Here is a 24,628-nt window from a genome sequence, read left to right as displayed (position 1 = left end):
TCCAGCTCTCGTTCTACCAGTGGAACATGCTGCCGACCGCGCCCGCAGCGCTACGTGGGCCTCACCAACTACCAGCGCCTGTTCGCACTGCCCGAAATGCGCACCGCCCTCTGGAACACGCTTTTCTACATTCTCGGCCTCTTCCCGATGTCGGTGATCATTCCACTCTTCGTGGCGATCTGGACCCAAGACCTCGAAGGTCGCGCCCGGACGATCTATCGCGCGCTGATCTTCGTGCCGATGATCGTCGCGCCCGTCGTCGCCGCCATCCTCTGGCGCTGGCTGCTCAACGAGGACCAGGGGTTGATCACGCTCGGCCTGGAGACGGTCGGTCTCGGCCGCATCGGCTTTCTGACCGATCCGACATACGCGCTTGCGACGCTGACCTGGATTACCGGCTGGAAGCTGATCGGCTTTTCCACCCTGCTGTTTTCCGCCGCCAATGCCGGCATCAACGCCTCCTATATCGAGGCGGCGCGCATAGACGGCGCCAGCCGCTGGGGCATCATCCGCGATATCAGACTGCCGCTGCTTTCTCCGACCATCCTGCTTTTGTCGATGATGACGATCCTGTTCGGGGCGCAGTGGAGCTTCGCCTATATCAACGTGCTCACCAATGGCGGCCCACTGAAATCGACCACCAACATCTTCTACCTGCTCTGGGAATACGGGTTCCAGACCATGTCGGCCGGCTGGAGTTCGGCGGCCGGCATGATCGCCTTTGCCGGTTTTGCGATCATCGCGGCAGGTTGCATGTGGCTCACGAAAAGGTTCGCGGTCTATGACAATTGACGTTTCGCCTGATCTTGCCTCGCACGCCTCTCACGGGCCGAAGGCTGGCCATGCCCGCCGGGTGGCCGTGCATGCGGTCATGATCGTCCTGTCTTTCCTCTCGATCTTTCCGATCTACTGGATGATCGTCACCTCGCTCCGACCCGAGAATGAAATCTTCTCCACCTCGCTCTGGCCGTCCAACCCGTCGCTTGAAAACTACGTCTTCGTGCTGACCCGCATTCCGATGATCGGGATGCTGATCAACACCACGATCGTATCCGCCGCGACGGCGCTGCTGCAGGTGGTGACCGGCCTGTTTGCGGCCTATGCACTGGTGCGCTGGCGCATGCGCCTTTCCGGCGTCATTCACGGCCTCATCGCGCTCTCCTGGCTGGTGCCCTTCCAGGTCACGATGATCCCCAATTACGTGCTCGCCTCGCGGCTCGGTCTTCTCGACACGCTGACCGGTCTCATCGTGCCGAATGCGGCGCATGCCTTTGCGATCCTGCTGCTCTACAACGCGATGCGCTCCTTTCCGACCGAGATCCTCGAGGCGGCGCGCATCGACGGCGCGAGAAGCTGGAAGATCCTCTGGCAGATCGTCGTGCCGAACATGGGCGCGCCAATCGCCTCGCTGTCGATCATCGCCTTCATCTCCGCCTGGAACGAATATTTCTGGCCGCTGCTGCTCTCGCGCAAGCCGGAAAACTCGGTGGTCCAGATCGGTCTGCAGATGTTCATGACCCAGGAGGGCAATCTCTGGGGGCCGCTGATGGCGGCCTCGGCACTCGCCAGCCTGCCGATCCTGATCATCTACCTGGTCCTGCAGCGCCACGTCATCGAATCCTTCATGAAATCCGGAATCCGCTGAGATGCTTGCTTACGAACGCCTGATCGCGCTGGAAGGCGCCCACAATGTCCGCGACCTCGGCGGTTACAGGACTGCCGACGGTGGCCTGACCCGCTGGCGCTCGATCCTGCGCGGCGACGCATTGCACGCCTTGAGCGCGGCCGATATCGACACCTTGCTGGAGAATGGACTGACCACCGTCATCGACCTGCGCAATGCCCACGAGATCGACGCAGAAGCCAATCCGTTCACCGACCATGCCGAAGTGCGCTACCACAACACGCCGGTGTTTTCCGCGCTGGCGCCGGTCGAGATGATGGCAAATGCCTCGGTGAGCTTCGATATGGGCGACCGTTATTGCCAGGCGATCGATAACTGCCAGCCGGCGATTGCCGAAGTCCTGAACAACATCGCCGAGGCGCCTGAAGGCGCCGTGCTCTTCCATTGCAGCGCCGGCAAGGACCGTACCGGGGTGATCTCGGCCTTGCTGCTCGCCAATGCCGGTGTCGATGAGACGACCATTATCGAGGATTACGCCCTGACGGCGACCATCTCCGGCCCGCTGATCGCGAGGCTCAGGGATCGTGCCCTCGGCCGCGGCACCCCGGCAGCTCTCGTCGATATCGTTCTGGCCTCCGAACCGCGCAGCATGCGCCAGGCGCTCGACCATATCGGCAGGAACTACGGCACCGTACGGGACTACCTCGTCCGTCTCGGTTTCGACGAACCGGCTATGGCACGGTTGAGAGGCCGTCTGTCCTAAGGCAGGGCGCCTCGGCTGACAGCATCATCGGGCCGTCATGCGCCGTTATGCGGTCGGGCGGCAGGAACGAGAACTCGATCGACGATCCGCGAATCGAGATCGTAGACCGAGATGGGCGTATCCTTGCCAATCCGGGTCCCGTCCAGCAGACGGATCAGGTCATCCGCGCCGCCGACGGGCTGGCCGTCGATCGCCAGGATGAAATCGCCTTCCTTCAAACCCGCCCTGTCAGCCGGACTGCCCGCATCGATGCGGCGGATGCGCACCGTCGTTTCCTGCGTCATCCCGGCCTTCACTGCGACGCGGCGCGGCAGCGCGGTCGTATCGACGACGATGCCGATGAAGGCGCGCCGCACATGGCCGAAACGCAGGATCTCCGAGACGACGAAATTGGCCGTGTTGGAGGCGACCGCAAAGGCGATGCCCTGCGCACCCCGGATGACAGCGGTGTTGACGCCGACCACCTCGCCCGACGCCGACACCAGCGGCCCGCCGGAATTGCCCGGATTGAGTGCGGCATCGGTCTGCACCACGTCGTCGATCAGCCGGCCGGTGGAAGACCGCATCGAGCGGCCGAGCGCAGACACGACGCCCGATGTCACCGACCAGTCGAAGCCGAGCGGATTGCCGATCGCAATCGCGATATGGCCGCGCCGCAGTTTCTGGGAATCGCCGAGCCGTGCCCAGGCCTGCACATCCATGTCGGCCCGCACCAGCGCGATATCCGTATCGGCGTCGCGGCCGAGAACGGCGCCCTGCCCGACCGCCCCGTTGGCGCTGCGGATGCGCACCGTCTTGACCTCTGCCACGACATGGTGGTTGGTGATGATCAGGCCGTCGGGCGAAATCGCAAAGCCCGATCCGTGGCCCCCCTGGCCGGCAACGCCGCCGAGCCGCTCGATGCGGCTGACGGCGGGACCGACGCGATCGACCGCGCCGGCAACCGTCTCCGAATAGGCGTCGAGAAGCGCGCCATCCTCGGGGACGGGAGGATTGATATCGATAAATCCCATGACAAGAACTCCGGAAAATACCTTCTGAGAGAGGAGAAGGTTTTAGTGGGAGCTGATGTGGTGGGTTCGAAAGCCGGAAACAAGAACCCGGCAATGGCCGGCTCAGTCCTCGGAAAAAATCGGGTCCTGGGTGAACATGCCGCCCTGGTAGACAGCGGCCGGGGACGTCGGTTCCGGGCGCCCCTTGGCATCGAGCTCGGCGCGGAAGCGTTCGGCATTGTCCTTCGGCTTCCAGCCGAGATAGGACGCGTGGGAATTGTCCCACCACTTGCTGTCATTGTCGGAAATGCCCCAGATGATCGGGCAGCCGAGCATGGGTGCGCGGAAGACGCAGTCGATCAGGGACGCGAAATCGTCGTAGGACATCCAGCCGGACAGCATGCGGTGGTTGATCGGCTTTTCGAAGCAGCTGCCGATCCTGACGAGCGCCGTCTCCTGGCCGAATTTCTCGAAATACATGCGCGCCAGAGCCTCGCCGAAGCATTTCGACACGCCGTAGAGACCGTCCGGCTTCATCGGAGCCTTGACGTCGATATGCTCGTCCTGGCGGTAGAAACCGACCACATGGTTGGAGCTGGCGAACAGGATGCGCGGCTGGCCATGGGCGCGGGCCGCTTCGTAGAGATTGTAGAGGCCGAGCAGGTTGGCGTTGAGGATCTTCGAAAACTTGTCCTCGACCGAAACCCCGCCGAGATGCAGGATACCGTCGCAGCCTTCGACCAGCTTCATGACGGCTTCGGCGTCGCCGAGGTCGCAGACGACCATTTCCTCATTGGGGCCGGCCGGGCCGAGATCGACAATGTCGGAAAGGCGAAGCGTTTCGGCGAAACCGGCAAGGCGCGAGCGCATGGCGCGTCCGAGGCCGCCGCCGGCACCGGTGATCAAAAGTCTTTTCAAGAAATCATCCTCCGAAAGCGGCGCATTGGCCGCGGCAATCCCTGTGATGGCCGGTCTATCGGCCAACTTGTTCGTGACAAGCGTCGACAGTTATCATACATGTTGGGGAAACCTGGTCAATAAGTTGAGCCGGTTTGGAGTGGCGCTCGACTTGACATATGAGTCGACGCGATATTGTGATGCGCCGCTGCACAGGGAGGAAAAAATGAGCGTTGAAACCAGACTCGATACCGGCAAGGGATCGAGAACGCTTGTTTCCCGCCTTGGAGAAACGCTGCGCCAGGCGATTGCGGCAGGCCAGTTTCCGCCGGGCTCCCGCCTGCCGAGCGAAGCGCAGCTGACCGAGGCGCATGGCGTCAGCCGCACCGTGGTGCGCGAGGCCATCGCATCGCTGCGCGCCGACCGGTTGGTGGAAGCGCGCCAGGGCGCCGGCGTCTTCGTGCTGGAGCCGTCGCGCAACGCGCAGCCGGTCATGCTCTCCCTCTCGAATATCGATCTCGCCCGCGTATCGTCGATGATCGAACTGCTGGAACTCAGAACTGCGGTGGAGGTCGAGGCAGCAGGGCTTGCCGCCCTTCGCCGTTCCCCCGCACAGGAAGAGGTCATTCTCGATCGCCATTATGCGGTACGGGCGTGTCTCGAGGCCGCAAAGCCAACGAGCGAGGCGGATTTCGCGCTACATCTTGCCATTGCCGAAGCCACCAACAACCCCCGTTTCCGCGAATTCCTGACCATGATCGGCCGCAGCCTGATCCCGCGCGCAGCCCTGCGCCCGGACGATTCGGAGGCCGACCAGGCGGCCTATATCAAGCTGCTCGACGAGGAGCACAACGCCATCGTCGTGGCGATTTCCGACGGTGACGAGGAAGGCGCCCGCGACGCCATGCGCCGGCATCTGCGGGGTGCGCAGTTCCGTTATCGCACCCTGCTCCGGGAGCTCCGCGAATCTGTAAGATGACTTGTTGACACAAGTCTGCGCAACCTGTACGACAATTTTTGTCTGGAGGAGACGCTTACAAAGGAAATCCGCATGATGACGCCTGAAGAAATCAAGGTCGCACTTGGTGCCGGCCTGCTGTCCTTTCCCGTCACCCATTTCGACAAGGAAGGCCAGTTCCAGCCGGAAAGCTATCGCCGCCATGTGGAATGGCTGTCGGGCTACGACGCACCGGTCCTGTTTGCCGCCGGCGGCACGGGCGAATTCTTCTCGCTGTCACCGAATGAAGTTCCCGGCATTGTTTCCGCCGCCAAGGAAGCAGCCGGCAAGACCGCGATCGTCTCCGGCTGCGGTTTCGGCACCCATGTCGGCGTCGAAATGGCCCGCGCGGTCGAAAAGGCCGGCGCTGACGGTATCCTGCTGCTGCCGCACTACATGATAGATGCGCCGCAGGAAGGTCTTTACCAGCACGTGAAGCGCATCTGCCAGTCGGTTGGAATAGGCGTCATGGTCTATAACCGCGACAACTCGATCCTGTCGGTCGACACGCTGCAGCGCCTTTGCGACGAATGCCCGAACCTGATCGGCTTCAAGGACGGCAGCGGCGATATCGGGCTTGTCCGACAGATCACCGCCACCATGGGCGACCGGCTGATGTATCTCGGCGGCATGCCGACGGCCGAGCTTTTCGCCGAAGCCTATCTCGGCGCCGGCTTCACCACCTATTCCTCGGCCGTCTTCAACTTCGTGCCGGGTCTGGCTGTCGAATTCTATAAGGCGCTGCGCGCCGGCAACCGCACCCGCTGCGAGGAGATCCTCAGGGACTTCTTCTATCCCTTCATGGCGATCCGCAACCGCCGCAAGGGCTATGCCGTCTCGGCCATCAAGGCCGGCGTGCGCCTGCAGGGCTTCGATGCCGGCAAGGTGCGCCCGCCGCTCGATGATCTGACAGCGGACGAAGAAGACATGCTCGCGAAGCTCATTGCGCCCTGGAAGCGGTAATTCCGATGAAGATCGCTTCCGTCCGCACCCATCTCCTCGAACACAGGCTCGACGTCGCCTTCGAAAGCGCTTCGATGCGCTTCGATCGTCGCGCCCATGTGCTCGTCGAGATCGAGTGCGATGACGGTACGATCGGCTGGGGCGAATGCCTCGGCCCCGCCCGGCCGAATGCCGCGGTGGTCGCAACCTACGCGAATTGGCTGATCGGCGAAAACCCGCTCGAAACCGAAAAGATCTGGGCGCGGCTCTATAACGCCCTGCGCGACCAGGGCCAGCGCGGCCTCGCCGTCACCGCACTTTCTGGCATCGACATCGCGCTCTGGGACATCAAGGGCAAACATTTCGGCGTGCCGGTCTCGATCCTGCTCGGCGGCCGTTTCCGCGAAAGTGTCAAGGCATACGCCACCGGCAGCTTCAAGCGCGACGGCGTCGACCGCGTCGAGGACAATGCGACGGATGTCGCCCGCTATTGGGATGAGGGTTTTCACGCCAGCAAGATCAAGATCGGTTTCGGTGTCGAGGAAGATCTGCGCGTCATCCGCGCCGTGCGCGACGCCGTCGGCCCGGACATGCGCCTGATGGTCGATGCCAACCACGGTTATGACGCCATCGAGGCGATCAGGTTCGGTCAGGCAGCAGCAGAACTCAACATCGACTGGTTCGAGGAACCCGTCGTGCCGGAACAGCTCGCCGCCTACCGCGAAGTGCGTGCCCGCCAGCCGATCCCGGTCGCCGGCGGCGAGACCTGGCACAGCCGCTGGGGCATGCGCGAGCCGGTGGAAACCCGCGCCGTCGATATCCTGCAGCCCGACCTTGCCGGCGTCGGCGGCTTTACGGAAGCCAAGCGCGTCGCCGATCTCGCGTCGCTGCACGGCATCCGCGTCGTGCCGCATGTCTGGGGCACCGCTGTTCATATCGCAGCCGCATTGCAGTTCATGGCGGCGATGATCCCGAGCCCGGTTCGGGTCAATCCGATCGAACCGATCCTCGAATTCGACCGTACCCACAATCCGTTCCGTCAGGCGGTGATCAAAACCCCGATCGAACACGAGCGCGGCGTGGTGCAGATCCCGAACGGCCCCGGCCTTGGGATCGAAATCAACCGCGATGCGCTCAAAGAATTCCGCATGGGAGATATCTGATGCTCGTCCGCACCCTTTCCGGCACTCCGCCCAAGACCAAACTGCCCAAGGGCGCGATCGACACTCAGATGCATGCTTATCTGCCGGGCTTTCCATCGCTCCCCGGTGGTCCCGGTCTGCCGGCGGGCGATTTGCCGACGCCCGCCCAGTATCTCGAGTTCATGCGCTGGATCGGCATCGATCGGGTCATCGTCACCCAGGGCAATGCCCAGCAGCGCGACAATTCCAATCTCAACGCATGCCTTGCGGAATTCGGCTCGATCGCCCGCGGCGTCTGCGTCATCGACAGCACCACGTCGGAAGCCGAGCTGGATAACCTCGCAGCAGCCGGCAATGTCGGCGCCCGCATCATGGATCTGCCGGGCGGCGCGGTGAACCTGTCGGAACTCGAAGCCGTCGACGCCAAGGCTGCGTCCCGCAACTGGATGGTTGCCGTCCAGTTCGACGGAAGCAACATTCTCGACCACGAAGAGCGTCTGAAGAACCTGAAATCCCGCTGGGTCTTCGATCACCACGGCAAGTTCTTCGCCGGTGTCACGCCCAACAGCCCGCAGGTCGATGCCGTCAAGCGCCTCATCGATGGTGGCAAGTGCTGGTTCAAGTTTGCCGGGGTCTACGAATCCTCGAAGGCCGGCGGCCCGGACTATGCCGATGTCGCCGCGGTCGCCCGGGAAATCGCCAGATATGCACCTGAGCGCATCGTCTGGGGCACCAACTGGCCGCATAACCTCGCCCGCGAACAGGCCGATTATCCGGATGACGCGGCGCTGACCGATACCGTGCTCGGCTGGTTGCCGGACGATGCGGCACGCGAGCTCGCACTCGTGAAAAACCCCGAAGAACTTTACGGCCTGCCCGCCCGATAATCGGCCAGGGAGGCCTGAGGAAGACTGATAAATTCAACGACCGGGGCGTGGAGGCTCCGGCGCCCACTCAGAGGAGGACAACATGAAACTTACGAAATTGCTCGGCCTTGCCTTCGGCCTCGCGCTCGGCGCGACGGCCGCCAATGCACAGGTTACCCTGCGTTCCGCCGATATCCATCCGGACGGCTATCCGACCGTCGATGCCGTTAAATACATGGGCGAGCTGGTCTCCCAGCGCACCAACGGCCGCATCAAGATCCAGGTGATGAACAACTCGGTACTGGGTGGCGAAAAGGACACGATCGAGCAGACCCGCTTCGGCGTCATCGATATGAACCGCGTCAATGCCGCGCCGTTCAACAACCTCGTGCCGCAGACCACCGTCCTCGGCCTGCCCTTCCTGTTCCGCTCGACCGAGCACATGCACAAGGTCGTCGACGGCCCGATCGGCGACGAAATCCTGAAAGCCTTCGAACCGCATGGCCTGATCGGTCTTGCCTATTACGATTCCGGGGCGCGCTCCTTCTACACGACCAAGAAGCCGATCACCAAGCTTGCCGACCTGAAGGGCATGAAGATCCGCGTCCAGCAGTCAGACCTCTGGATCGCCATGATGCAGGCCTTCGGCGCCAACCCGACGCCCATGCCGATGGGCGAAGTCTATTCCTCGCTCGAAACCGGCGTGGTCGACGGCGCGGAAAACAACTGGCCTTCCTATGAATCGGCCCGCCACTACGAAATCGCCAAGAACTATACGCTGACCGAACATTCGCTGAACCCTGAAATCCTGGTCATGTCCAAGATCTCCTGGGACAAGCTGACCCCGGAAGACCAGAAGATCTTCCGCCAGGCCGCCAAGGATTCCGTCGTCAAGATGCGCGAACTCTGGACCGCCCGCGAAAAGTCGTCGGAAGCCAAGGTTCGTGCCGGCGGCGCCAATGTCATCAAGGTCAACAAGGACGAGTTCTCGGCCGTCATGAAGCCGGTCTACGACAAGTTCGTCACCGACCCGAAGCAGAAGGCACTGCTGGAACAGATCCAGGCCGTCAAATAAGCCTACCGGAGACCGGCCCTCGCCAAGAGGGCCGGTTTTTTCTTGCATATCCGGCGCTTTGCTGCCGCGAAGAGGACAGGATCATGAGAAACTTCATGCTGGCCATAAAGCCTTACCTGGGCGGGCTTAGCCGTATATCACTTTATATCTCCGGCATCGGCATGATCGCCATGACCCTCATCGTCGGCTGGCAGGTGTTCGGGCGTTATGTCCTGAACGACTCGCCAAGCTGGTCCGAGCCGCTGTCGCTTTATCTGATGTCCTGGTTCATCATGCTCGGAGCCGCCGTCGGCGTGCGCGAGAGCGTGCATCTCGGGCTCGATATCGTCCGCTACGTCATGCCGCCGACCATCCAGAAGGCCATGGACCTCCTGAGCCTGGGCCTGATCGTGCTCTTCGGCATCGGCATGGCCTATTATTCGACGCTGCTGGCCATGGGCACCTGGTCGGCCACCATTCCCGTTCTCGGCTGGCCGGGCGGCACGGACTTCTTCCCGATGATCGCCGGCGGCGCCATGATCTCCCTTTTCGCTCTGGAGCGCTTCGTCGACGTCGCCATCGGCGAGGAAGTTGCTGCCGACGTCCTCGTGCAGGAGGCTGCGTAATGGCCTACGCCATTCTTTTCGGTTCATTCACATTCTTGATGCTGGTCGGCATGCCGATCGCCTTCTGCCTCGGCATCGCCTCCTTCGCGACGGTCCTCTACATGGGTCTGCCGCCGATCGTCGTCTTCCAGCAGCTGAATTCCGGCATGAATGTCTTCGCCATGATGGCGATCCCGTTCTTCATCTTCGCCGGCGACCTGATGGTGCGCGGCGGCATTGCGCAGAGGCTGATCCGTTTCGCCGCAGGCCTTGTCGGCCACATGCGCGGTGGTCTCGGCCAGGTCAACGTCGTCGCCTCAACGCTTTTCGGCGGCATTTCCGGTTCGGCCGTGGCGGACGCTTCGGCTGTCGGAGGATTGATGATCCCGCAGATGGCCGCGCGCGGTTATGACAGGGACTATGCAGTCAACGTGACGGCCAACGCCGCCATCATCGCATTGATGATCCCGCCCTCGCACAACATGATCCTCTATTCGATCGCAGCGGGCGGCAATGTCTCCGTCGCCGACCTCTTTACCGCCGGCATCGTTCCCGGCCTGTTGCTCGCCGGCGCGCTGATGATCACCGCCTGGTGGGTCGCCGTAAAACGCGGTTATCCGGCCGATCCCTTCCCGGGCTTCTCCCGCCTCGGTTATTACCTGCTGGCCTCGCTGCCGGGCATCCTTCTGATCGCCATCATCTTTGGCGGCGTCCGCTCCGGCGTGTTCACGGCGACGGAAAGCTCCTGCATTGCCGTCCTCTATGCCTTCCTGGTCGCCATGCTCGTCTATCGCGAGCTGAATTGGGACGGTTTTGTCGAGGCTGTCATGGGCGCGGTACGCACCACCGCAATGGTGCTGCTGGTCATCGGCACCGCGGCCTCGTTCGGCTGGCTGATGGCCTTCCTGCAGGTCCAGACGCTGATCATCGCCGCAATCAGCGCGGTCTCGGACAATCCGATCATCGTGCTCCTGATGATCAACGTCATCCTGCTGGTCCTCGGCACGTTCATGGACATGGCGCCGATGGTCATCATCTCGACGCCCATCCTGCTACCCGTGGTCAAGGCATTCGGCATCGATCCGGTCCATTTCGGCGTCATCATGATCCTCAATGCCGGCATCGGCCTCAACACGCCGCCGGTCGGGACTGTGCTTTTCGTCGCCTGCGCGGTCGGCGGCATCACGATACGTGAAGCAATGCGTACGATCTGGCCTTTCTTCGGAGCCAGCATCGCAGTATTGCTGCTCGTGACTTACATCCCTGCCCTGTCGCTCTGGCTGCCAGGCGTCTTTAAGTGAGCGGCTGAACAAGCTTTATCTGACGGTCCCGCCCCCATGGCGGGACCTTTCACATGAAAGGAGAGGTCTATGACCATCTACCAGAACCTGATCGCCGGCGAATGGGTCGGCTCCGACGCTTCGAAGAACATCAATCCTTCGGACACGAATGATGTCGTGGGCATGTATGCCCAGGGCAGCGGCGAAGACGCCAGACAGGCGATCGCAGCCGCCAAGGCCGCCTTTCCGGCATGGTCGCGCTCCGGCATTCTCGAGCGCCACGCAATCCTGCGAAAGACCTCCGACGAGATCCTCGCCCGCAAGGAAGAGCTCGGCGCACTTCTCGCCCGCGAGGAAGGCAAGATCCTTCCCGAAGCGATCGGCGAAGTCACCCGCGCGGCCCAGATCTTCGATTTCTTCGCCGGCGAAGCACTGCGCCTGACCGGCGAACTGGTGCCTTCCGCCCGCCCGAACATCGGCGTCGAGATCACCCGCGAACCGCTCGGCGTCATCGGCATCATCACGCCCTGGAATTTCCCGATCGCCATCCCCGCATGGAAGATCGCGCCGGCACTCTGCTACGGTAACACCGTCGTCTTCAAGCCCGCCGATCTCGTGCCGGGCTGCGCCTGGGCGATCGTCGACATCCTCCACCGCGCCGGCCTTCCGAAGGGCGTCCTGAACCTCGTCATGGGCCGCGGCTCGGTCGTCGGCCAGGCCATGCTCGACAGCCCGGATCTCGCCGGCATCACCTTCACCGGCTCCACCGGCACCGGCAAGCGCGTCGCGCTCGCCTCGATCGAGCATAACCGCAAGTTCCAGCTGGAAATGGGCGGCAAGAACCCGATGGTAGTCCTCGACGACGCGGACCTGGGCGTTGCCGTCGAAGCCGCCGCCAATTCCGGCTTCTTCTCGACCGGCCAGCGTTGCACCGCTTCCTCGCGCCTGATCGTCACCGAAGGCATCCACGACAAGTTCGTCGCAGCACTCACCGAGAAGCTGAAGACGCTCAACGTCGATAACGCCATGAAGGCCGGCAGCCATATCGGCCCGGTCGTCGACGACAAGCAGCTGAAGCAGGACACCGACTACATTGAGATCGGCAAGAACGAGGGCGCCAAGCTCGCCTTCGGCGGCGAACTCGTGAAGCGCGACACCCCCGGCTTCTATCTCCAGCCGACGCTGTTCACCGAAGCGACCAACCAGATGCGCATCTCCCGCGAAGAAATCTTCGGACCGGTCGCATCGGTCATCCGGGTGAAGAACTACGAGGAAGCGCTGGCAACCGCCAACGATACGCCGTTCGGCCTGTCGGCCGGCATTGCCACCACCAGCCTCAAGCATGCGACCCACTTCAAGCGCAATTCCGAAGCCGGCATGGTGATGGTCAACCTGCCGACGGCGGGCGTCGACTTCCACGTGCCGTTCGGCGGCCGCAAGGCCTCGTCCTTCGGCCCGCGCGAACAGGGCAAATATGCCGCCGAATTCTTCACGGTGGTGAAGACGGCCTATACGCTGGCCTAAACAAAAAAGGCGCTGCCGTTTTGAATGGCAGCGCCTTCAATTCAGAAATCGAGATACCTTATTCGGCAGCAACGCTGGCGCGCTTCGGCAGCTTCCAGTTCGGACGCGGGAAATGGCATGTATAGCCATTCGGATAGCGCTCCAGGTAATCCTGGTGCTCCGGTTCGGCCTGCCAGAAATCGCCAACCGGCTCCACTTCCGTCACCACCTTGCCCGGCCACAAGCCCGATGCATTGACATCGGCGATGGTGTCTTCGGCAACGCGCTTCTGCTCGTCGTTCTCATAATAGATCGCCGAGCGATAGCTCATGCCGATATCGTTGCCCTGACGGTTCTTCGTCGAGGGATCATGGATCTGGAAGAAGAATTCAAGGATATCGCGATAGCTGGTCTTGGCCGGATCGAAAATGATCTCAATCGCCTCGGCATGGGTGCCGTGATTGCGATAGGTGGCGTTCGGCACGTCGCCACCGCTATAGCCGACACGGGTCGAAACCACGCCGGGCAGACGCCGGATCAGGTCCTGCATGCCCCAAAAACAACCACCGGCCAATACGGCCCGTTCGGTAGACGTCGTCATGCTTTCCTCCTTCGGTTTTGGATTTGCACCTAAAATGGCGATCCGACGGAAGAAATTCAATCCATCGCCACCACTCAGCCGACTGCTGCCTCGACGATCGGACGCACCGCCTCCTCAAGGCTCTTCGGCGTCGTACCGGTGACGATGACGCCAAGCAGCGGCGCCGCAATGCCCGCCGTCTTCAGCTTTGCCATATCGTCGGGCACGAAACGCTTCTGGCTCGGAGCGATGACCGGAATGCCGGCTTTCGCCGCGATCTCGCGATAGCGGGCGAGATCGGCGTCGGTCAATGGCTTGCCATAGTCGGCAAAAGAGGCGACGGAGGCTTCCATCATCGCGCCGGGAATGGCGACAATGGTCTTCAAATCCTCATCAGTGCTCTTCTCGCCGAGCGCCGGGATCGGCCGCAGCTTCGACTGCAGCAGATGCGGCTGCAGATGGTCGAAATAGACGTTGAAACCTTCAAAACCCAGCTCCGCCAAGGCATCGAGTTCGTCCGGCGTCGGCACCGTCTCCTGGCCGGCCATCACCAGCAGCGGCACCCCGAGCGGCGCCAGCGTCTCGAAGAACGGCCGCTCCTCGGCAAAACTGCCGAATGTCGTGCCGGTGGCGCGATGATAGGCGTTGAGATGCACCTTGATCGCAAACGCCCCTGCCCCGATCGCCGCCTTGGCAAGGTCGAGGTCGTGGCGGGCAAGCGAGACGATGACCGGGAGCTCGCCGCCGCGCAGCGCCTTGGTGAGTTTGGTTTCGGGATAATTCGGCATCGCGGGCCTCAGTTCAGACGCTGGCCGCCGTCGGCGGCGAAGAGATGGATATTGCCGAGTTCCGGCCGAACCCGGATCGTCGCGCCCGGCGACAACGATACCCGTTCGCGAAACACGCCGGTGGCAAGCGTTTCGCCGAGCTTCATCGTCACCTGGGTTTCCGATCCCATCGGCTCGACAAGGATGATCTCCGCCGGCACACCGTTCTCTTCCAGGGCGAAATGTTCGGGACGGATGCCGTAGACCGCCTTTAGGCCCTTGTGCCCATGCGCTGCCTCGGGCAGCGGCAGCAGGATTCCAGGCGCTGTGAAACCTTCCGGCGTGATCGTGCCGCTGAGAAAATTCATGGACGGCGAGCCGATGAAGCCCGCCACGAACTGGTTGGCCGGCCGATCGTAGAGGTCGAGCGGTGCGCCAATCTGCTCGACCCGGCCGCCGTTCAGCACGACGATCTTGTCGGCCATGGTCATCGCCTCTACCTGGTCATGCGTCACATAGATGGTGGTCGTCTTCAGCCTCTGGTGCAGGCTCTTGATCTCGCCGCGCATGACGACGCGCAGTTTCGCGTCAAGATTGGAAAGCGGCTCGTCGAACAGGAAGACCTTGGGGTCGCGGACGATCGCCCGGCCCATGGCGACGCGCTGGCGCTGGCCGCCGGACAATTGGCGTGGATAGCGGTCGAGCAGCGGCGCGAGGCCGAGAATGTCGGCTGCCCATTTAACCCGTTCGGCGATCTCCGCCTTGCTGCCGCCGCGGTGTTCCAGCGAGAAGCCCATATTGGTCGCCACCGTCATATGCGGATAAAGCGCATAGTTCTGGAAGACCATGGCGATGTCGCGATCCTTGGGGTCGAGATCGTTGACGACACGCCCGCCGATCTTCACATCGCCGCCGGTGATCGTCTCCAGCCCGGCGACCATTCTGAGCAGGGTGGACTTGCCGCAGCCGGACGGGCCGACCAGCACGACGAACTCGCCATCGGTGATGCCAAGATCGATGCCGTGGATGATGTCGACGGCGCCATAGCTCTTGCGGACATTGGAAAGGGTAACTTCAGCCATAGGAAATCCGGTTCTTCAGCCCTTGAGGCCGGTATGCGCGAGCCCTTCGACGAATTGCTTCTGCGCGATGATGAAGACGATGAGAACAGGCAGCGCCGTCAGCGTCGCGGCAGCAAGCTGGATGTTCCACATCGGCCCGCCATAGGCGTCGGTATATTGGGTGAGCGCCTGCGGCAGCGTGAATTTATCGGCACTCGACAGGAACACGATCGGTTCCAGATAGAGGTTCCAGGAATGCAGGAAGGTGAAGATCGCCACAGACGCGAGCGCCGGCCTTGCAAGCGGCAAGGCGATCTTGCGGAAAATCTTGAAGCGCCCGAGGCCATCGACGCGCGCCGCCTCTTCGAGTTCGTCGGGCAGCGCAATGAAGAACTGGCGCATCACGAATGTCGCGAACACGCTCGGTGCGCCGAAAATCGGCACCAGGATCAGAGGCCAGTGGGTGTTGACCATGCCGGCCTTCAGGAACATCTGGAAGAGCGGCACGATCGTCACTTCTGATGGGATCAGCAGCCCGAGCAGCACGACCATGAAGATCGTATTGGCAAACGGAAACCTGATGCGCGCAAATGCGTATCCCGCCATGGAGGAGACGATCATCGTGCCGACCGTCACCAGAGCGGCAATATAAGCAGAATTCCAGTACTGCTTCACGAAAGGCTGCAGTTCGAACACCTTGGAATAGGTCGTCCAGTCGTAGTTTTCCGGCACGAGCTGCGGTGGAAAGGCGAAGATGTCGCTGATCGGCTTGACCGACGACGTCACCATCCACCAGGTCGGAAAGACGAAGGGGATCAGCAGGACACAGAGCAGGCCGTAGAGAAAGACTTGTCTGCGCGGGGAGAGCTCAGCTTTCATAAAACACGATCCTCTTGCGCATCTGCCACTGGGCGAAGGTGAGCACGGCGACGATCACGAACAGCATGATCGACAGCGTCGAACCGTAACCGAAGAAATGGAACTGGAAGGCCTGCTGGTAGAGGTAATAGACCAGCACCGTGGTCGTCAGACCCGGCCCGCCCTGGGTCAGTACGGCGATCTGCGCAAACACCTGCAGCGACCCGACGATGGTGATGATCGACGTCAGCAGGATGGTCGGACTGATCAGCGGCAGGGTGATACGGCGGAACTGCTTGAAACGCGGGGCGCCGTCGATGCGGGCGGCCTCGTAGAGTTCGTTCGGCACGCCCTGGAGCGCGGCCAGGAACAGGATCATGTTGAGGCCGACATTCTTGAACACCTGCACCACGATCACCGAGATCATCGCCGTTACCGGTTCGCGCAGCCAGTTCGGCCCCTCGATGCCGACGAGAAGAAGCACGCCGTTGATGCCGCCGTTCTTCTGAAGAAGGAAACCCCAGACGATCGTCCAGGCGACCAGCGACACGACGACCGGCGAGAAGAACAGCGTGCGGAAGATGGTGATGCCGGCGAGCTTCTGGTTGAGCAGCACCGCAAGCAGCAGCGCCAGGCTCAGGTTGAAGATCACCAGCCCGGCGGAAAAGATCGCCGTCGCCCCGAGCACCGAGGGCAGGCTCGTGTCTTCGAGAAGCATCTGGTAGTTGGCAAGGCCGGTATAGGTGAAGGTATTGGCGAGCACGTTCCACTCGTGCAGCGAATACCAGAAGACGAGGCAGAGCGGGATCAGCACGAAAAGGGTGATCCCGATCAGTTGCGGGGCGATGAAGAGAAAGCCGGCGAGGCTGTCGCGCCGCGCGATCGTCCAGAACGACGATGAAGAGCGGCCTTCCGGACGGGCGGTTTGCTGCACGACAGCCATCGACTATTTTCCCCTTAGCGCTTCAGAAGCGGGCCGATCTGGCCGCAGATCTGCTGGAGAGCTGCCGGGATATTCGCGTCCGGCCGCCAGACGGCATCGAGGCCCGAACGAACCACCTGCTGGATCTGCGCAAAGCCCGTATGGCCCGGAATGACCTTGCCGGTGGCAATGCCGGAGATCACGACCTTGTCGATCTGCTCCTGGCTCAGCAGCGGATTGGTCTTCTTCAGGACTTCGGCGTTCAGCAGCGACTTGCGGGCCGACGGGAAGAACTGGCTGAGCTTGGCCGAGTTTTCCGGGTTCGTCATATAGGCGACGAATTCGGCCGCCGTCTTGGCGTTTTTGCCTGCCTGCATGACGCCGACGCCGGCCTGGCCGATCAGCGCATAATTGCCGGCCGGTCCCTTCGGCAACGGCACGAGATCCCAGGCGAAAGGCTTGTCCTTCGGCAGCAGCGAGGCGCGGCTGATCTGGGTGATCGTCATCGCGGCATTGCCCGCGAAGAAGTCGACGCTTTCGCCGGGACCCGGCATCGCCTTGTTCTTGAAGACCGCGTCATGGATGAAGGTGAGCGCATCGACCATCGGCTTTTCGGTCATCGTGCAGGTCTTGCCGTCGGCGCTCCACGGCGAGGCGCCCCAGCCGTTCCAAACGGAGGCGAGGTTCTGCCAGATCTGGTAGTTGAAGTCGCGAACGATCAGGCCGCCCTTGCCGGTCTTGCCGACGGTGGATGCGGTGGCGATGGCATTGTCCCAGGTCCACTGGTTGGCTGCGATCATTTCCGCCGGCGTCTTGGCGCCGGAGGCCTTGATGAGGTCGTTGTTGACGAACATCGCAAACGGCGAGGTCGAGAACGGATAGGCAAACAGCTTGCCGTCCTTGGTCCAGCGCTCGGCAGCCGTGGCGCTCAGTTCTTCCGCGTTATAGCCCTTGGTGGCCTTGAGCGTATCCGTCATCGGATAGAGCGCGCCGGAATTGACGAAGTCATAGGCGGCGGTTTCGAAGATCCAGGCCATGTCGGGCGCGTTGCCGCCGGCGATCTGGGTCGTCAGTGCTGTCGTATAGGTTTCGAACGGCAGGGACTCATAGGTCACCGTGACATTCGGGTGGTCCTTCTTGAAGCCGGCGGCAATCTCGTTAAAGAGTTTCAGATGCGCCTCGTTGGCGCTCCAGATGGTCATGCGCAGGTTGACGGCGTCCTGCGCGTTGGCGATGCTGCTCCAGCAGAGCGGCACGGCCACGGCCAATGCCGCGACCGCAGATTTTAAAGTCCGATGATAGTTCATTCCCGTTCCTCCTCCAAAGATTGGTTTTGATAGACAGGCCACCGGCCGTCCTTAGTAGGCCGCGATATCCGGCCAGCGCATTTCGATGCCTTCACGGCTGAGCTCTCTCTGGAAATTCTGGAGCTTCTCGTCGTTTTCCTGGACCTGATGGGGCGTAAGATTTTTGTCGAGGCAATGGGCGGCGAGCATGCCGGCGACCTCGCCGATGTTCCATTCGACCGGGTGCAGCCGGTAGCAGCCATTGGTGATGTGGGTGGTGCCGATGTTCTTGCCGGCCGGGATAAGGTTTTTCACCCGCTGCGGCAGCAATGCGCCAAGCGGAATCTCAAACGGGCAGGACGGCACGTCGATATAGTTGTCGCCGCCGGTCGAGGGATGCAGGTCGATCCGGTACATGCCGATGCCGATACTGTCGCGGTAGTTGACCGCGCCCTTTTCCCCGCGCACCGAGTAGGACAGGTCCTGCTCGACGATGCGGGTCACCGGCTTGATACGGCGGCTCTCGCGGATATAGGGAGCCATTGCAAGTCCGTGTTCGGTGCCGGTAATGTCGCCGCGCAGGCGCAGACCCGGAAAACCCTGGCCACCATCGACGCGCGGCGCTTCGGTCTGCAGCCAGTAGAACAGCGAGTATGAGAGGTCGGCAGCGGCTTTCAGCTGCCTTGCCTTTTCCTCTTCGGAAAGGTCGATGATCGTGCCTTCCATGTAGTCGATCATCGGCCAGTTCACGAGGCAGATGTCGGAAGCGTAAGCGCCGGGCACGAAGTTGTTGCGCGCCGCGATGCGGCGGAAGATCCACAGGTTCTCGTCGCCGCCGCCCTTGCGCTGGTCGGCATCGACAGCGAGCGGATCGTCATCGGGATTGGGCGTGAACGAGCGGGTGGTAAAATCGAGCGTGCGCGGATGCGGCGCGGTGAAACCGAGCAGCGGACCGCCCCAGAAATGCGGCTGGTACTTGCGCCAGTAGTCGTAATTCTCCGGCTTGTCGATCGTCTGGTCGCCGTCGACATGATCGATCGCAAAGCAGATCGAAACGGCCTGGACATTGTCCGGCTGCGCCTCAGAGGGAGCGCTCGGCTCGCCGGTGTCGGACTGGGCCTCGAAACCCTTCACATATTCCGTGCCGGTCATCGGCAGCAGATCGCCGAGCTCGGTCGCATCAAGGATATAGGCAGCGGAAACAGTAATCTCCCGGCCCATATCGCGGTGACGCACGGTGACGGAGCGCACCGTATCGCCTTCGACGTCGGCGGCCACGGGACGGTATGGCTGCAGCACCTTCAGCCTGCCGGAGCCGCGATAGGGCATCAGCATCGCTTCCATGACGGCCAGGCTGACGCGCGGTTCGGCGCAGATGCGGCTGACCCAGCCGGCACCGGGATTGAGGTCGCCCCAGGCCCGTGCACCCTCGGTCAGCGGATAGTGGTCGCGGTAATATTGGCGGATACCGTTGCGCAGCTTCCGGTAGGAGCGGGTGATGCCGAACTGCTCGACCCAGGTATGCTCGTCGGAGGGAACCGCCTGGCTGGTCAACTGGCCGCCGATCCAGTCGAACTCCTCGGTCATGATGACGCTGCGGCCTGCCCGGCACGCACCAAGTGCTGCCGCAACGCCGCCAAGACCACCGCCTACCACCAGAATATCCGTATGCATCTCTGTCACGTTGATCATGTCCGTCTTTTTGCGGGTCCAAGGGTTTCCCCCTCGACCGGTTCACAGGTCAGAAGAATTTGTTGGCCGGGCTCGCCGCCCTCGATGCGGCGCACCAGCATGGCCGTCGCCTGCCGGCCCATCTCTTCGCGGGGAATGTCGAAAGAGGTGAATTGCACATGGCTGCGCTCGGCGCGGATATGGCTGCCGAGCACGACGGCGGAAAAGTCGCCGGGAATGGACAGGCCCCGCGCGCGGGCAGCCGCCTCGACGCGCACCGCATCGGCGAGCTCGACGAAGAAGGCCACGGTCGCGCCACTACCGAAAAGAGCGTCCAGTATCTCATCTGCCGCGCGGCCGACCGTTTCGATGTGCAGGACAAGCTCAAGACCGTTACCGAGGGCACTATTGAAACCCGACCAGCGATCAGCCGTCGATTCCGCCGGTCCCGGCGGGCCGATATAGGCAAGCTTCGAATGCCCGAGCACCCTTGCCTTCTCGACAAGCGCCCGTGTGCCGTTCGCATAATCGCCTCCCACATAGGGAACCGGCCCGCCGGCATCCTCGCGTCGGCCGATCGCCACAAACGGATAGTCGCCCAAGACCAGCCGCTTCAATTCGGCACGGTCGAATTCGCGGCCGAGAACCAGGCATCCGTCGGCGATCCTCAAACGATTGCCATCGGCAAAGATCTTGCGGTCCTGCCCGACGCCCGCTCCGGTCAGGAGCAGAAGGTCGTAGTTCTGGATCTGCGCTTCTTCCTCGATGCCGAGCAGGAAGGGCGTGAAGAAGTCCGCCTGGGCGCTTGGAAAAGCCGGCTCGTAAGTGAACACGCCGAGAATACGGTTAAGCCCCTTCGCCATACGGCGCGCAATCGGATCGGCGACATAGCCCGTGGTGCGGATGACCTGCTGGACGCGCTCGCGGGTTTCCTGCGGAATACGCGCCAGAGCTGTCGGCGCGCCGTTCAGCACAAGCGAAACGGTCGCCTGGCTGACGCCGGCCAGTTTCGCAATGTCGTGCTGAGTCAAGCGCTTAGGCGCAACCACGCAACATCCTCCCCTCTCCTCTTGACTGCTAATGCGTATTAGCAGCTAATACGTATAAACAAGATTATCGCGACTGCTGTCAAGCGGCAAAATGAAGGAAGGATTGATGATGTTTGCGGAGCATCTGAAATCGCTGGGGATTTCCGGCACCCGCGTATTCGGCGACAGCATCACTGCCGGCTTCAACGCCTCCCGCCCCGAACTCGCCTGGCCGGCACTGTTTGCGGGTGCGGTGGATGGCTTCCCGATCCGCAATCACGCCATCCCGGGAACGGTATTGCAGGGCTCAATGCTTGTCGACGGAAAGCCGAGGCCGAACAACGGCGTCGGGAGGTTTGCTGAATCACTTCTTGATCGGCCGCACGAGGACGCGGTCCTTATCCTTTATGGCTACAATGACGCCCGCTACACTGCGGCACCCGAAACCATGAACGTCGCAGGTTTCGTGCGGGATTATGGCCGCATCCTCGAAGCGTTGATCGCTGTAGGCCACGGGCAAAGAATCGCGATCGGCAGCCCGCCCTATATTCCGGATGCCGGATTTTCGGTCGGGAGCTCAGGGTTCACCGGCCAGACCCGCCAGGATTTCGAGCGTTATGTGGAAGCGGTCAGCTCGCTGGCCCGTCAATTTTCGGTTTTCTATGCCCCGGTCTACGAACGGATGATGAAGCACGGCGACGCACTTCTCGCCTCGCCCGACATCACCCACCCCAACGACGCCGGCCACCGGGTAATCTTCGAAGCGTTTAGGGATGCCGCACGGTGATGATCTCTGACCGCCGGCGCCTCCATGCGACGACGAGCCCTTCAGCGGTTACGGCGTTCGCCCATGTCACCGTCTGATGACGAACTCGAACACTTCTTCCTTCGGCTCGACGCCGAGGCCGGCACCGGTCGGCACCACATAGGTACCTTCGCCCGACGCCATGTCGCCATTCGTATAAGTGAGGTTCCGGTCGAAGATCGAATGCTGATATTCGTGATAGGTCACGTTCTGCAGCGCCGATGCGGCCTGGAGACTGGCTGCCATGAAGATGCCGACGCTGATCGAGGCATGCGGCATGATGTTCATGTGAAAGGCCTGCGCCATCTGGCCGATGCGGATGAACTCGGTGATGCCCGTATGGCCCATCTCCGGCTGGACGATGCTCATCGCCCGCTTTTCGAACCTCGGCCGATATTCGTAGACGGTGCGCAGCTCCTCCCCGAGCGCCAGCGGCACGCCGATACCGGCCGCGACCCGTGCCTGGCCCTCAAGGTTTTCCGGCTGTACCGGCGCCTCGGCAAAATAGAGATTGTAGGGTTCGAGCCGACGGATGATGCGGATCGCCTCGCCCGCCTCGAATTTCCAGTGCAGATCGACCATCAGGTCGATATCCGGACCGACGGCTTCGCGCAGAGCCGCCATTTCCTTGACGATATCCTCCTCGGACACCACCGCCGCGAACTTGATGCCCTTATAGCCCTTGCCGACCCAGTAGGCGGCAAGGTCGCAACGCTCCTTCAGGGTGGCCTTCGGCAGGCCGGAGACATAGGCGCGGATCGCATCATGTCGCCGCCCGCCGAGCAGCGTCGAGACCGGCACGTTCAGGTTCTTGCCTGTGAGATCCCAGAGCGCGATGTCGACACCCGCCAGCGCATCGAGATAATAGCCACCGAAGAAACCCCGCACCCGCATCAGGTCATAGAGATCCTCGTGAATGACCGCCGCATCGCCCGGGTCGCGGCCGATAATGACCGGGCCGAGCACGTCGTCGATGATCGCCTTGGTCGCCTCAGGCGCGACGATGCCATAACATTCGCCCCAGCCGACCTTGCCGCTCTCGCCAATGACCTTGATCAGCAGCGTCATGTCGGTCGAAGGATAGATGGTGCGGTTGCCCTTACGGATCAGGTAACCGCGCGCGTTGATCGCCTCGCCTTCCTTCAAAGGCCCGAGATAGGGCACTTCGCGCGGAATGGAGATGATGAAGGTCTCGACCGAGACGATCGCATCGACGACATTTTTCGGCATGGGTTTCGGCTCAGTTCGGCTTGTGGTTGGTATAGGGCAGATCGGCCTCCGCCAGAAGCAGCGCCAGTTCCTTGGCGTCGCCTTCGTCGAATTTCGGTCCCTTGCCGCGCACGAACGTGTTCTTGATGACGCCACGGCGGCGTAGCACTTCCTTGGTCATGTGCATGCGGAAGATCGCCTGGAAATTCAGGAGCGGCAGCGAGACGTTGTAGAGTTTTCGCGTGGTCGCGACATCGCCCTTCTGCCAGGCATGGATCATCTGCGCATGGATATCGGCAAGCTCGGCGGCCGGCATGGTGCCGGCGGCACCGCGCGCCAGTTCGTCGGTGACGTAACGCCCGCCGGCACCGCCGAAGATCGCGTCGAGAGAGCCGTTGGCGGCCGCCTTGATACGGGTGAGATGCTGGCCGCAGGGCGCGGTCTCTTCCTTGACGTATCGGATCTCCGGCACGGCATTGGCGATGGCCGCGACCTCCTCCGGCGTCAGCCCAGCGCCGATCGGCTTCGGCTGGTTCTGCAGCATGATCGGCACGCCGGCATTGGCCGCCACTTCCCTGAAATAGGCGGTGTGCGCAGCGATGTCGTTGCCAAGCGACAGCGGCGCCATCACCATGGCTGCCCCTGCCCCGATCTCGGCGGCCTGCGCCACATGTTTCGCCGCAGCCTTCGGATCCGGATCGCTGGCACCGATGATGATCGGGATGCGCCCGCCGATCCGCTCGGCCAGCAATTCCACCTGCCGCTTGCGCTCTTGCGGGCTCAGCGTATCCACCTCGCTGGCGACGCCCGGATAGACGACGCCATCCACTTGGCTCTCCAGCGCAAAATCGATGATCGACAGGAAATCCGCCTCGTCGATCGAGCCGTCGTCGCGGAACGGGGTCGGAAGAACGGGGAAAGCTCCGGCTAAAATCTTGCTCATTTGACTGCTCCGGCGGTGACGCCCTGAATGAAATAACGTTGGAGGAACATGAAGGCCACGACGATGGGCGCGGATGCGACCAGCGATGCCGCCATGGCGCCGCCCCAGTCGGAATTGACCTCGTTGAGATAGGTGAGAAGCAGGCCCGGCCCGATCGTGCGCTTTTCGTCCGAGACGATCAGCGTCATCGAATAGAGAAGATCGTTCCAGGACCACATGAAGGAATAGAGGAAGACGGTGACGATCGGCGGGATCGAGATCGGGATGACGATCGTGTGGAAGATCCTGAGATCGCTCGCCCCATCCGCCCGCGCCGCATCGATCAACTCGTCCGGCACCTGCGAGAAATAGCTGTAGAGCATGTAGGTCGAGACCGGCAGCGCGAAGACGATATAGCTGAGGATCAGTCCCGGTCGGGTGTCGAGCAGGTTCAGCTCGCTCATCAGCGGATAGATGGAGATGAGCAGCAGCCCGAACGGAAACATCTGCGCCGAGAGCATGAACAGCATCACCGGCTGGCGGCCGAAATAGCGGTATTTGGCGAAGCTGAAGCCGGCATAGAGCGCCAGCAGCGTCACCAGCGCAGCGCTGCAGGTCGAGGTGATCAGGCTGTTCATCAGGTACATCGGCAGCTTGCCGGCAGTCAGCGCCCGGATGAAATGTTCAAGGCTCGGCATGGTCGGGAACGGCGTCGGCACGACCCGGTAAAGCTCGGCATTCGCCTTCAGCGACGAGATCACCAGCCAGTAGAGCGGGAAGAACAGGAAGAAGCCGATGACCGCAAGCGCCGCGAAGAAGACGATCTTGGCCTGTCGGGAGGAAAGGTCGAACAT

Annotated in this window: 25 protein-coding genes; 12 read left to right on the top strand and 13 right to left on the bottom strand. The window is 62.2% G+C overall.

The window, feature by feature from the left end:
• Positions 1–54: 54 nt before the first annotated feature.
• The 3 genes from ACZ9EJ_RS05855 to ACZ9EJ_RS05845 are packed head-to-tail and all read left to right on the top strand — an operon-like array spanning position 55 to position 2,387.
• Positions 55–792, top strand: coding sequence for a carbohydrate ABC transporter permease (locus ACZ9EJ_RS05855; protein ID WP_476098815.1), 738 nt, complete (start codon positions 55–57; stop codon positions 790–792).
• The gene (locus ACZ9EJ_RS05850; protein WP_046639116.1) at positions 782–1,645 is read left to right on the top strand and encodes a carbohydrate ABC transporter permease; all 864 of its coding nucleotides are present in this window, start codon (positions 782–784) and stop codon (positions 1,643–1,645) included. The genes ACZ9EJ_RS05855 and ACZ9EJ_RS05850 overlap by 11 nt, the downstream gene beginning before the upstream one ends.
• 1 nt (position 1,646) lies before the next feature.
• Entirely contained in the window at positions 1,647–2,387 is a 741-nt protein-coding gene (locus ACZ9EJ_RS05845) for a tyrosine-protein phosphatase (RefSeq protein ID WP_046639115.1), read from the top strand.
• Positions 2,388–2,422: 35 nt separating this feature from the next.
• Here the strand turns inward: ACZ9EJ_RS05845 and ACZ9EJ_RS05840 are convergent, their stop codons facing one another.
• Both ACZ9EJ_RS05840 and ACZ9EJ_RS05835 read right to left on the bottom strand, forming a co-directional pair.
• Positions 2,423–3,400, bottom strand: coding sequence for a S1C family serine protease (locus ACZ9EJ_RS05840; RefSeq protein ID WP_046639114.1), 978 nt, complete (start codon positions 3,398–3,400; stop codon positions 2,423–2,425).
• Between the two features lie 102 nt (positions 3,401–3,502).
• Positions 3,503–4,297, bottom strand: a complete 795-nt coding sequence (locus ACZ9EJ_RS05835; RefSeq protein WP_046639320.1) for an NAD-dependent epimerase/dehydratase family protein — start codon at positions 4,295–4,297, stop codon at positions 3,503–3,505.
• A 205-nt stretch (positions 4,298–4,502) separates the two neighbouring features.
• Between ACZ9EJ_RS05835 and ACZ9EJ_RS05830 the strand changes: the two genes are divergently transcribed.
• The 8 genes from ACZ9EJ_RS05830 to ACZ9EJ_RS05795 all read left to right on the top strand — a co-directional run bounded on the left by ACZ9EJ_RS05830 (position 4,503) and on the right by ACZ9EJ_RS05795 (position 12,686).
• Positions 4,503–5,255: a FadR/GntR family transcriptional regulator gene (locus ACZ9EJ_RS05830; protein ID WP_046625732.1), complete on the top strand. Its 753-nt coding sequence runs from the start codon at positions 4,503–4,505 to the stop codon at positions 5,253–5,255.
• 75 nt (positions 5,256–5,330) lie between these two features.
• Entirely contained in the window at positions 5,331–6,236 is a 906-nt protein-coding gene (gene kdgD, locus ACZ9EJ_RS05825; RefSeq protein ID WP_046626678.1) for a 5-dehydro-4-deoxyglucarate dehydratase, read from the top strand.
• Positions 6,237–6,241: 5 nt separating this feature from the next.
• Complete coding sequence (locus ACZ9EJ_RS05820) at positions 6,242–7,378, top strand: mandelate racemase/muconate lactonizing enzyme family protein (protein WP_046639113.1); 1,137 nt, start codon at positions 6,242–6,244, stop codon at positions 7,376–7,378.
• Positions 7,378–8,244 (top strand): amidohydrolase family protein, encoded by an 867-nt coding sequence (locus tag ACZ9EJ_RS05815; protein ID WP_046639112.1) that lies wholly within the window; start codon positions 7,378–7,380, stop codon positions 8,242–8,244. Before ACZ9EJ_RS05820 ends, ACZ9EJ_RS05815 begins: the two co-directional genes overlap by 1 nt.
• An 82-nt stretch (positions 8,245–8,326) precedes the next feature.
• The gene (locus ACZ9EJ_RS05810) at positions 8,327–9,298 is read left to right on the top strand and encodes a TRAP transporter substrate-binding protein (RefSeq protein WP_037083453.1); all 972 of its coding nucleotides are present in this window, start codon (positions 8,327–8,329) and stop codon (positions 9,296–9,298) included.
• Positions 9,299–9,381: 83 nt separating this feature from the next.
• Positions 9,382–9,903 carry a TRAP transporter small permease gene (locus ACZ9EJ_RS05805; RefSeq protein WP_046639111.1) on the top strand — a complete coding sequence of 174 codons (522 nt, stop codon included), beginning with the start codon at positions 9,382–9,384 and terminating at the stop codon, positions 9,901–9,903.
• Complete coding sequence (locus tag ACZ9EJ_RS05800; protein WP_046639110.1) at positions 9,903–11,183, top strand: TRAP transporter large permease; 1,281 nt, start codon at positions 9,903–9,905, stop codon at positions 11,181–11,183. Before ACZ9EJ_RS05805 ends, ACZ9EJ_RS05800 begins: the two co-directional genes overlap by 1 nt.
• Positions 11,184–11,252: 69 nt before the next feature.
• The gene (locus ACZ9EJ_RS05795; protein ID WP_046639109.1) at positions 11,253–12,686 is read left to right on the top strand and encodes an aldehyde dehydrogenase family protein; all 1,434 of its coding nucleotides are present in this window, start codon (positions 11,253–11,255) and stop codon (positions 12,684–12,686) included.
• Positions 12,687–12,744: 58 nt separating this feature from the next.
• Here ACZ9EJ_RS05795 and msrA read toward each other — a convergent pair whose 3' ends face one another.
• The 8 genes from msrA to ACZ9EJ_RS05755 form a co-directional block, all read right to left on the bottom strand.
• Positions 12,745–13,266 (bottom strand): peptide-methionine (S)-S-oxide reductase MsrA, encoded by a 522-nt coding sequence (msrA, locus tag ACZ9EJ_RS05790; protein ID WP_046625719.1) that lies wholly within the window; start codon positions 13,264–13,266, stop codon positions 12,745–12,747.
• Between the two features lie 74 nt (positions 13,267–13,340).
• Positions 13,341–14,033: a beta/alpha barrel domain-containing protein gene (locus ACZ9EJ_RS05785; protein WP_046639108.1), complete on the bottom strand. Its 693-nt coding sequence runs from the start codon at positions 14,031–14,033 to the stop codon at positions 13,341–13,343.
• Between the two features lie 8 nt (positions 14,034–14,041).
• Positions 14,042–15,094: an ABC transporter ATP-binding protein gene (locus ACZ9EJ_RS05780; RefSeq protein WP_046639107.1), complete on the bottom strand. Its 1,053-nt coding sequence runs from the start codon at positions 15,092–15,094 to the stop codon at positions 14,042–14,044.
• A gap of 15 nt (positions 15,095–15,109) precedes the next feature.
• Positions 15,110–15,952 (bottom strand): carbohydrate ABC transporter permease, encoded by an 843-nt coding sequence (locus ACZ9EJ_RS05775; RefSeq protein ID WP_046639106.1) that lies wholly within the window; start codon positions 15,950–15,952, stop codon positions 15,110–15,112.
• A complete protein-coding gene (locus ACZ9EJ_RS05770; protein ID WP_046639105.1) occupies positions 15,942–16,874 on the bottom strand; it encodes a carbohydrate ABC transporter permease in 933 nt (310 codons plus the stop codon). Before ACZ9EJ_RS05770 ends, ACZ9EJ_RS05775 begins: the two co-directional genes overlap by 11 nt.
• Before the next feature lie 14 nt (positions 16,875–16,888).
• Positions 16,889–18,160 (bottom strand): ABC transporter substrate-binding protein, encoded by a 1,272-nt coding sequence (locus tag ACZ9EJ_RS05765; protein WP_046639104.1) that lies wholly within the window; start codon positions 18,158–18,160, stop codon positions 16,889–16,891.
• A gap of 51 nt (positions 18,161–18,211) precedes the next feature.
• Positions 18,212–19,813 (bottom strand): FAD-dependent oxidoreductase, encoded by a 1,602-nt coding sequence (locus ACZ9EJ_RS05760; RefSeq protein ID WP_046639319.1) that lies wholly within the window; start codon positions 19,811–19,813, stop codon positions 18,212–18,214.
• A gap of 14 nt (positions 19,814–19,827) precedes the next feature.
• Positions 19,828–20,859 (bottom strand): LacI family DNA-binding transcriptional regulator, encoded by a 1,032-nt coding sequence (locus tag ACZ9EJ_RS05755; RefSeq protein ID WP_046639103.1) that lies wholly within the window; start codon positions 20,857–20,859, stop codon positions 19,828–19,830.
• 106 nt (positions 20,860–20,965) lie between these two features.
• On the opposite strand from ACZ9EJ_RS05755, the gene ACZ9EJ_RS05750 reads away from it, so the two are divergent.
• Entirely contained in the window at positions 20,966–21,625 is a 660-nt protein-coding gene (locus tag ACZ9EJ_RS05750; RefSeq protein WP_046639318.1) for an SGNH/GDSL hydrolase family protein, read from the top strand.
• Between the two features lie 66 nt (positions 21,626–21,691).
• Here ACZ9EJ_RS05750 and ACZ9EJ_RS05745 read toward each other — a convergent pair whose 3' ends face one another.
• The 3 genes from ACZ9EJ_RS05745 to ACZ9EJ_RS05735 are packed head-to-tail and all read right to left on the bottom strand — an operon-like array spanning position 21,692 to position 24,628.
• Complete coding sequence (locus tag ACZ9EJ_RS05745) at positions 21,692–22,873, bottom strand: mandelate racemase/muconate lactonizing enzyme family protein (RefSeq protein ID WP_046639102.1); 1,182 nt, start codon at positions 22,871–22,873, stop codon at positions 21,692–21,694.
• A 10-nt stretch (positions 22,874–22,883) separates the two neighbouring features.
• The gene (locus ACZ9EJ_RS05740) at positions 22,884–23,795 is read right to left on the bottom strand and encodes a dihydrodipicolinate synthase family protein (RefSeq protein ID WP_046639101.1); all 912 of its coding nucleotides are present in this window, start codon (positions 23,793–23,795) and stop codon (positions 22,884–22,886) included.
• Positions 23,792–24,628: a carbohydrate ABC transporter permease gene (locus ACZ9EJ_RS05735; RefSeq protein ID WP_046625701.1), complete on the bottom strand. Its 837-nt coding sequence runs from the start codon at positions 24,626–24,628 to the stop codon at positions 23,792–23,794. The genes ACZ9EJ_RS05740 and ACZ9EJ_RS05735 overlap by 4 nt, the downstream gene beginning before the upstream one ends.

The organism is Neorhizobium sp. USDA 3394, from assembly GCF_056280385.1.
Note: the sequence above shows the minus strand (reverse complement) of the source record. Positions and strands in the feature narration are given on the sequence as shown.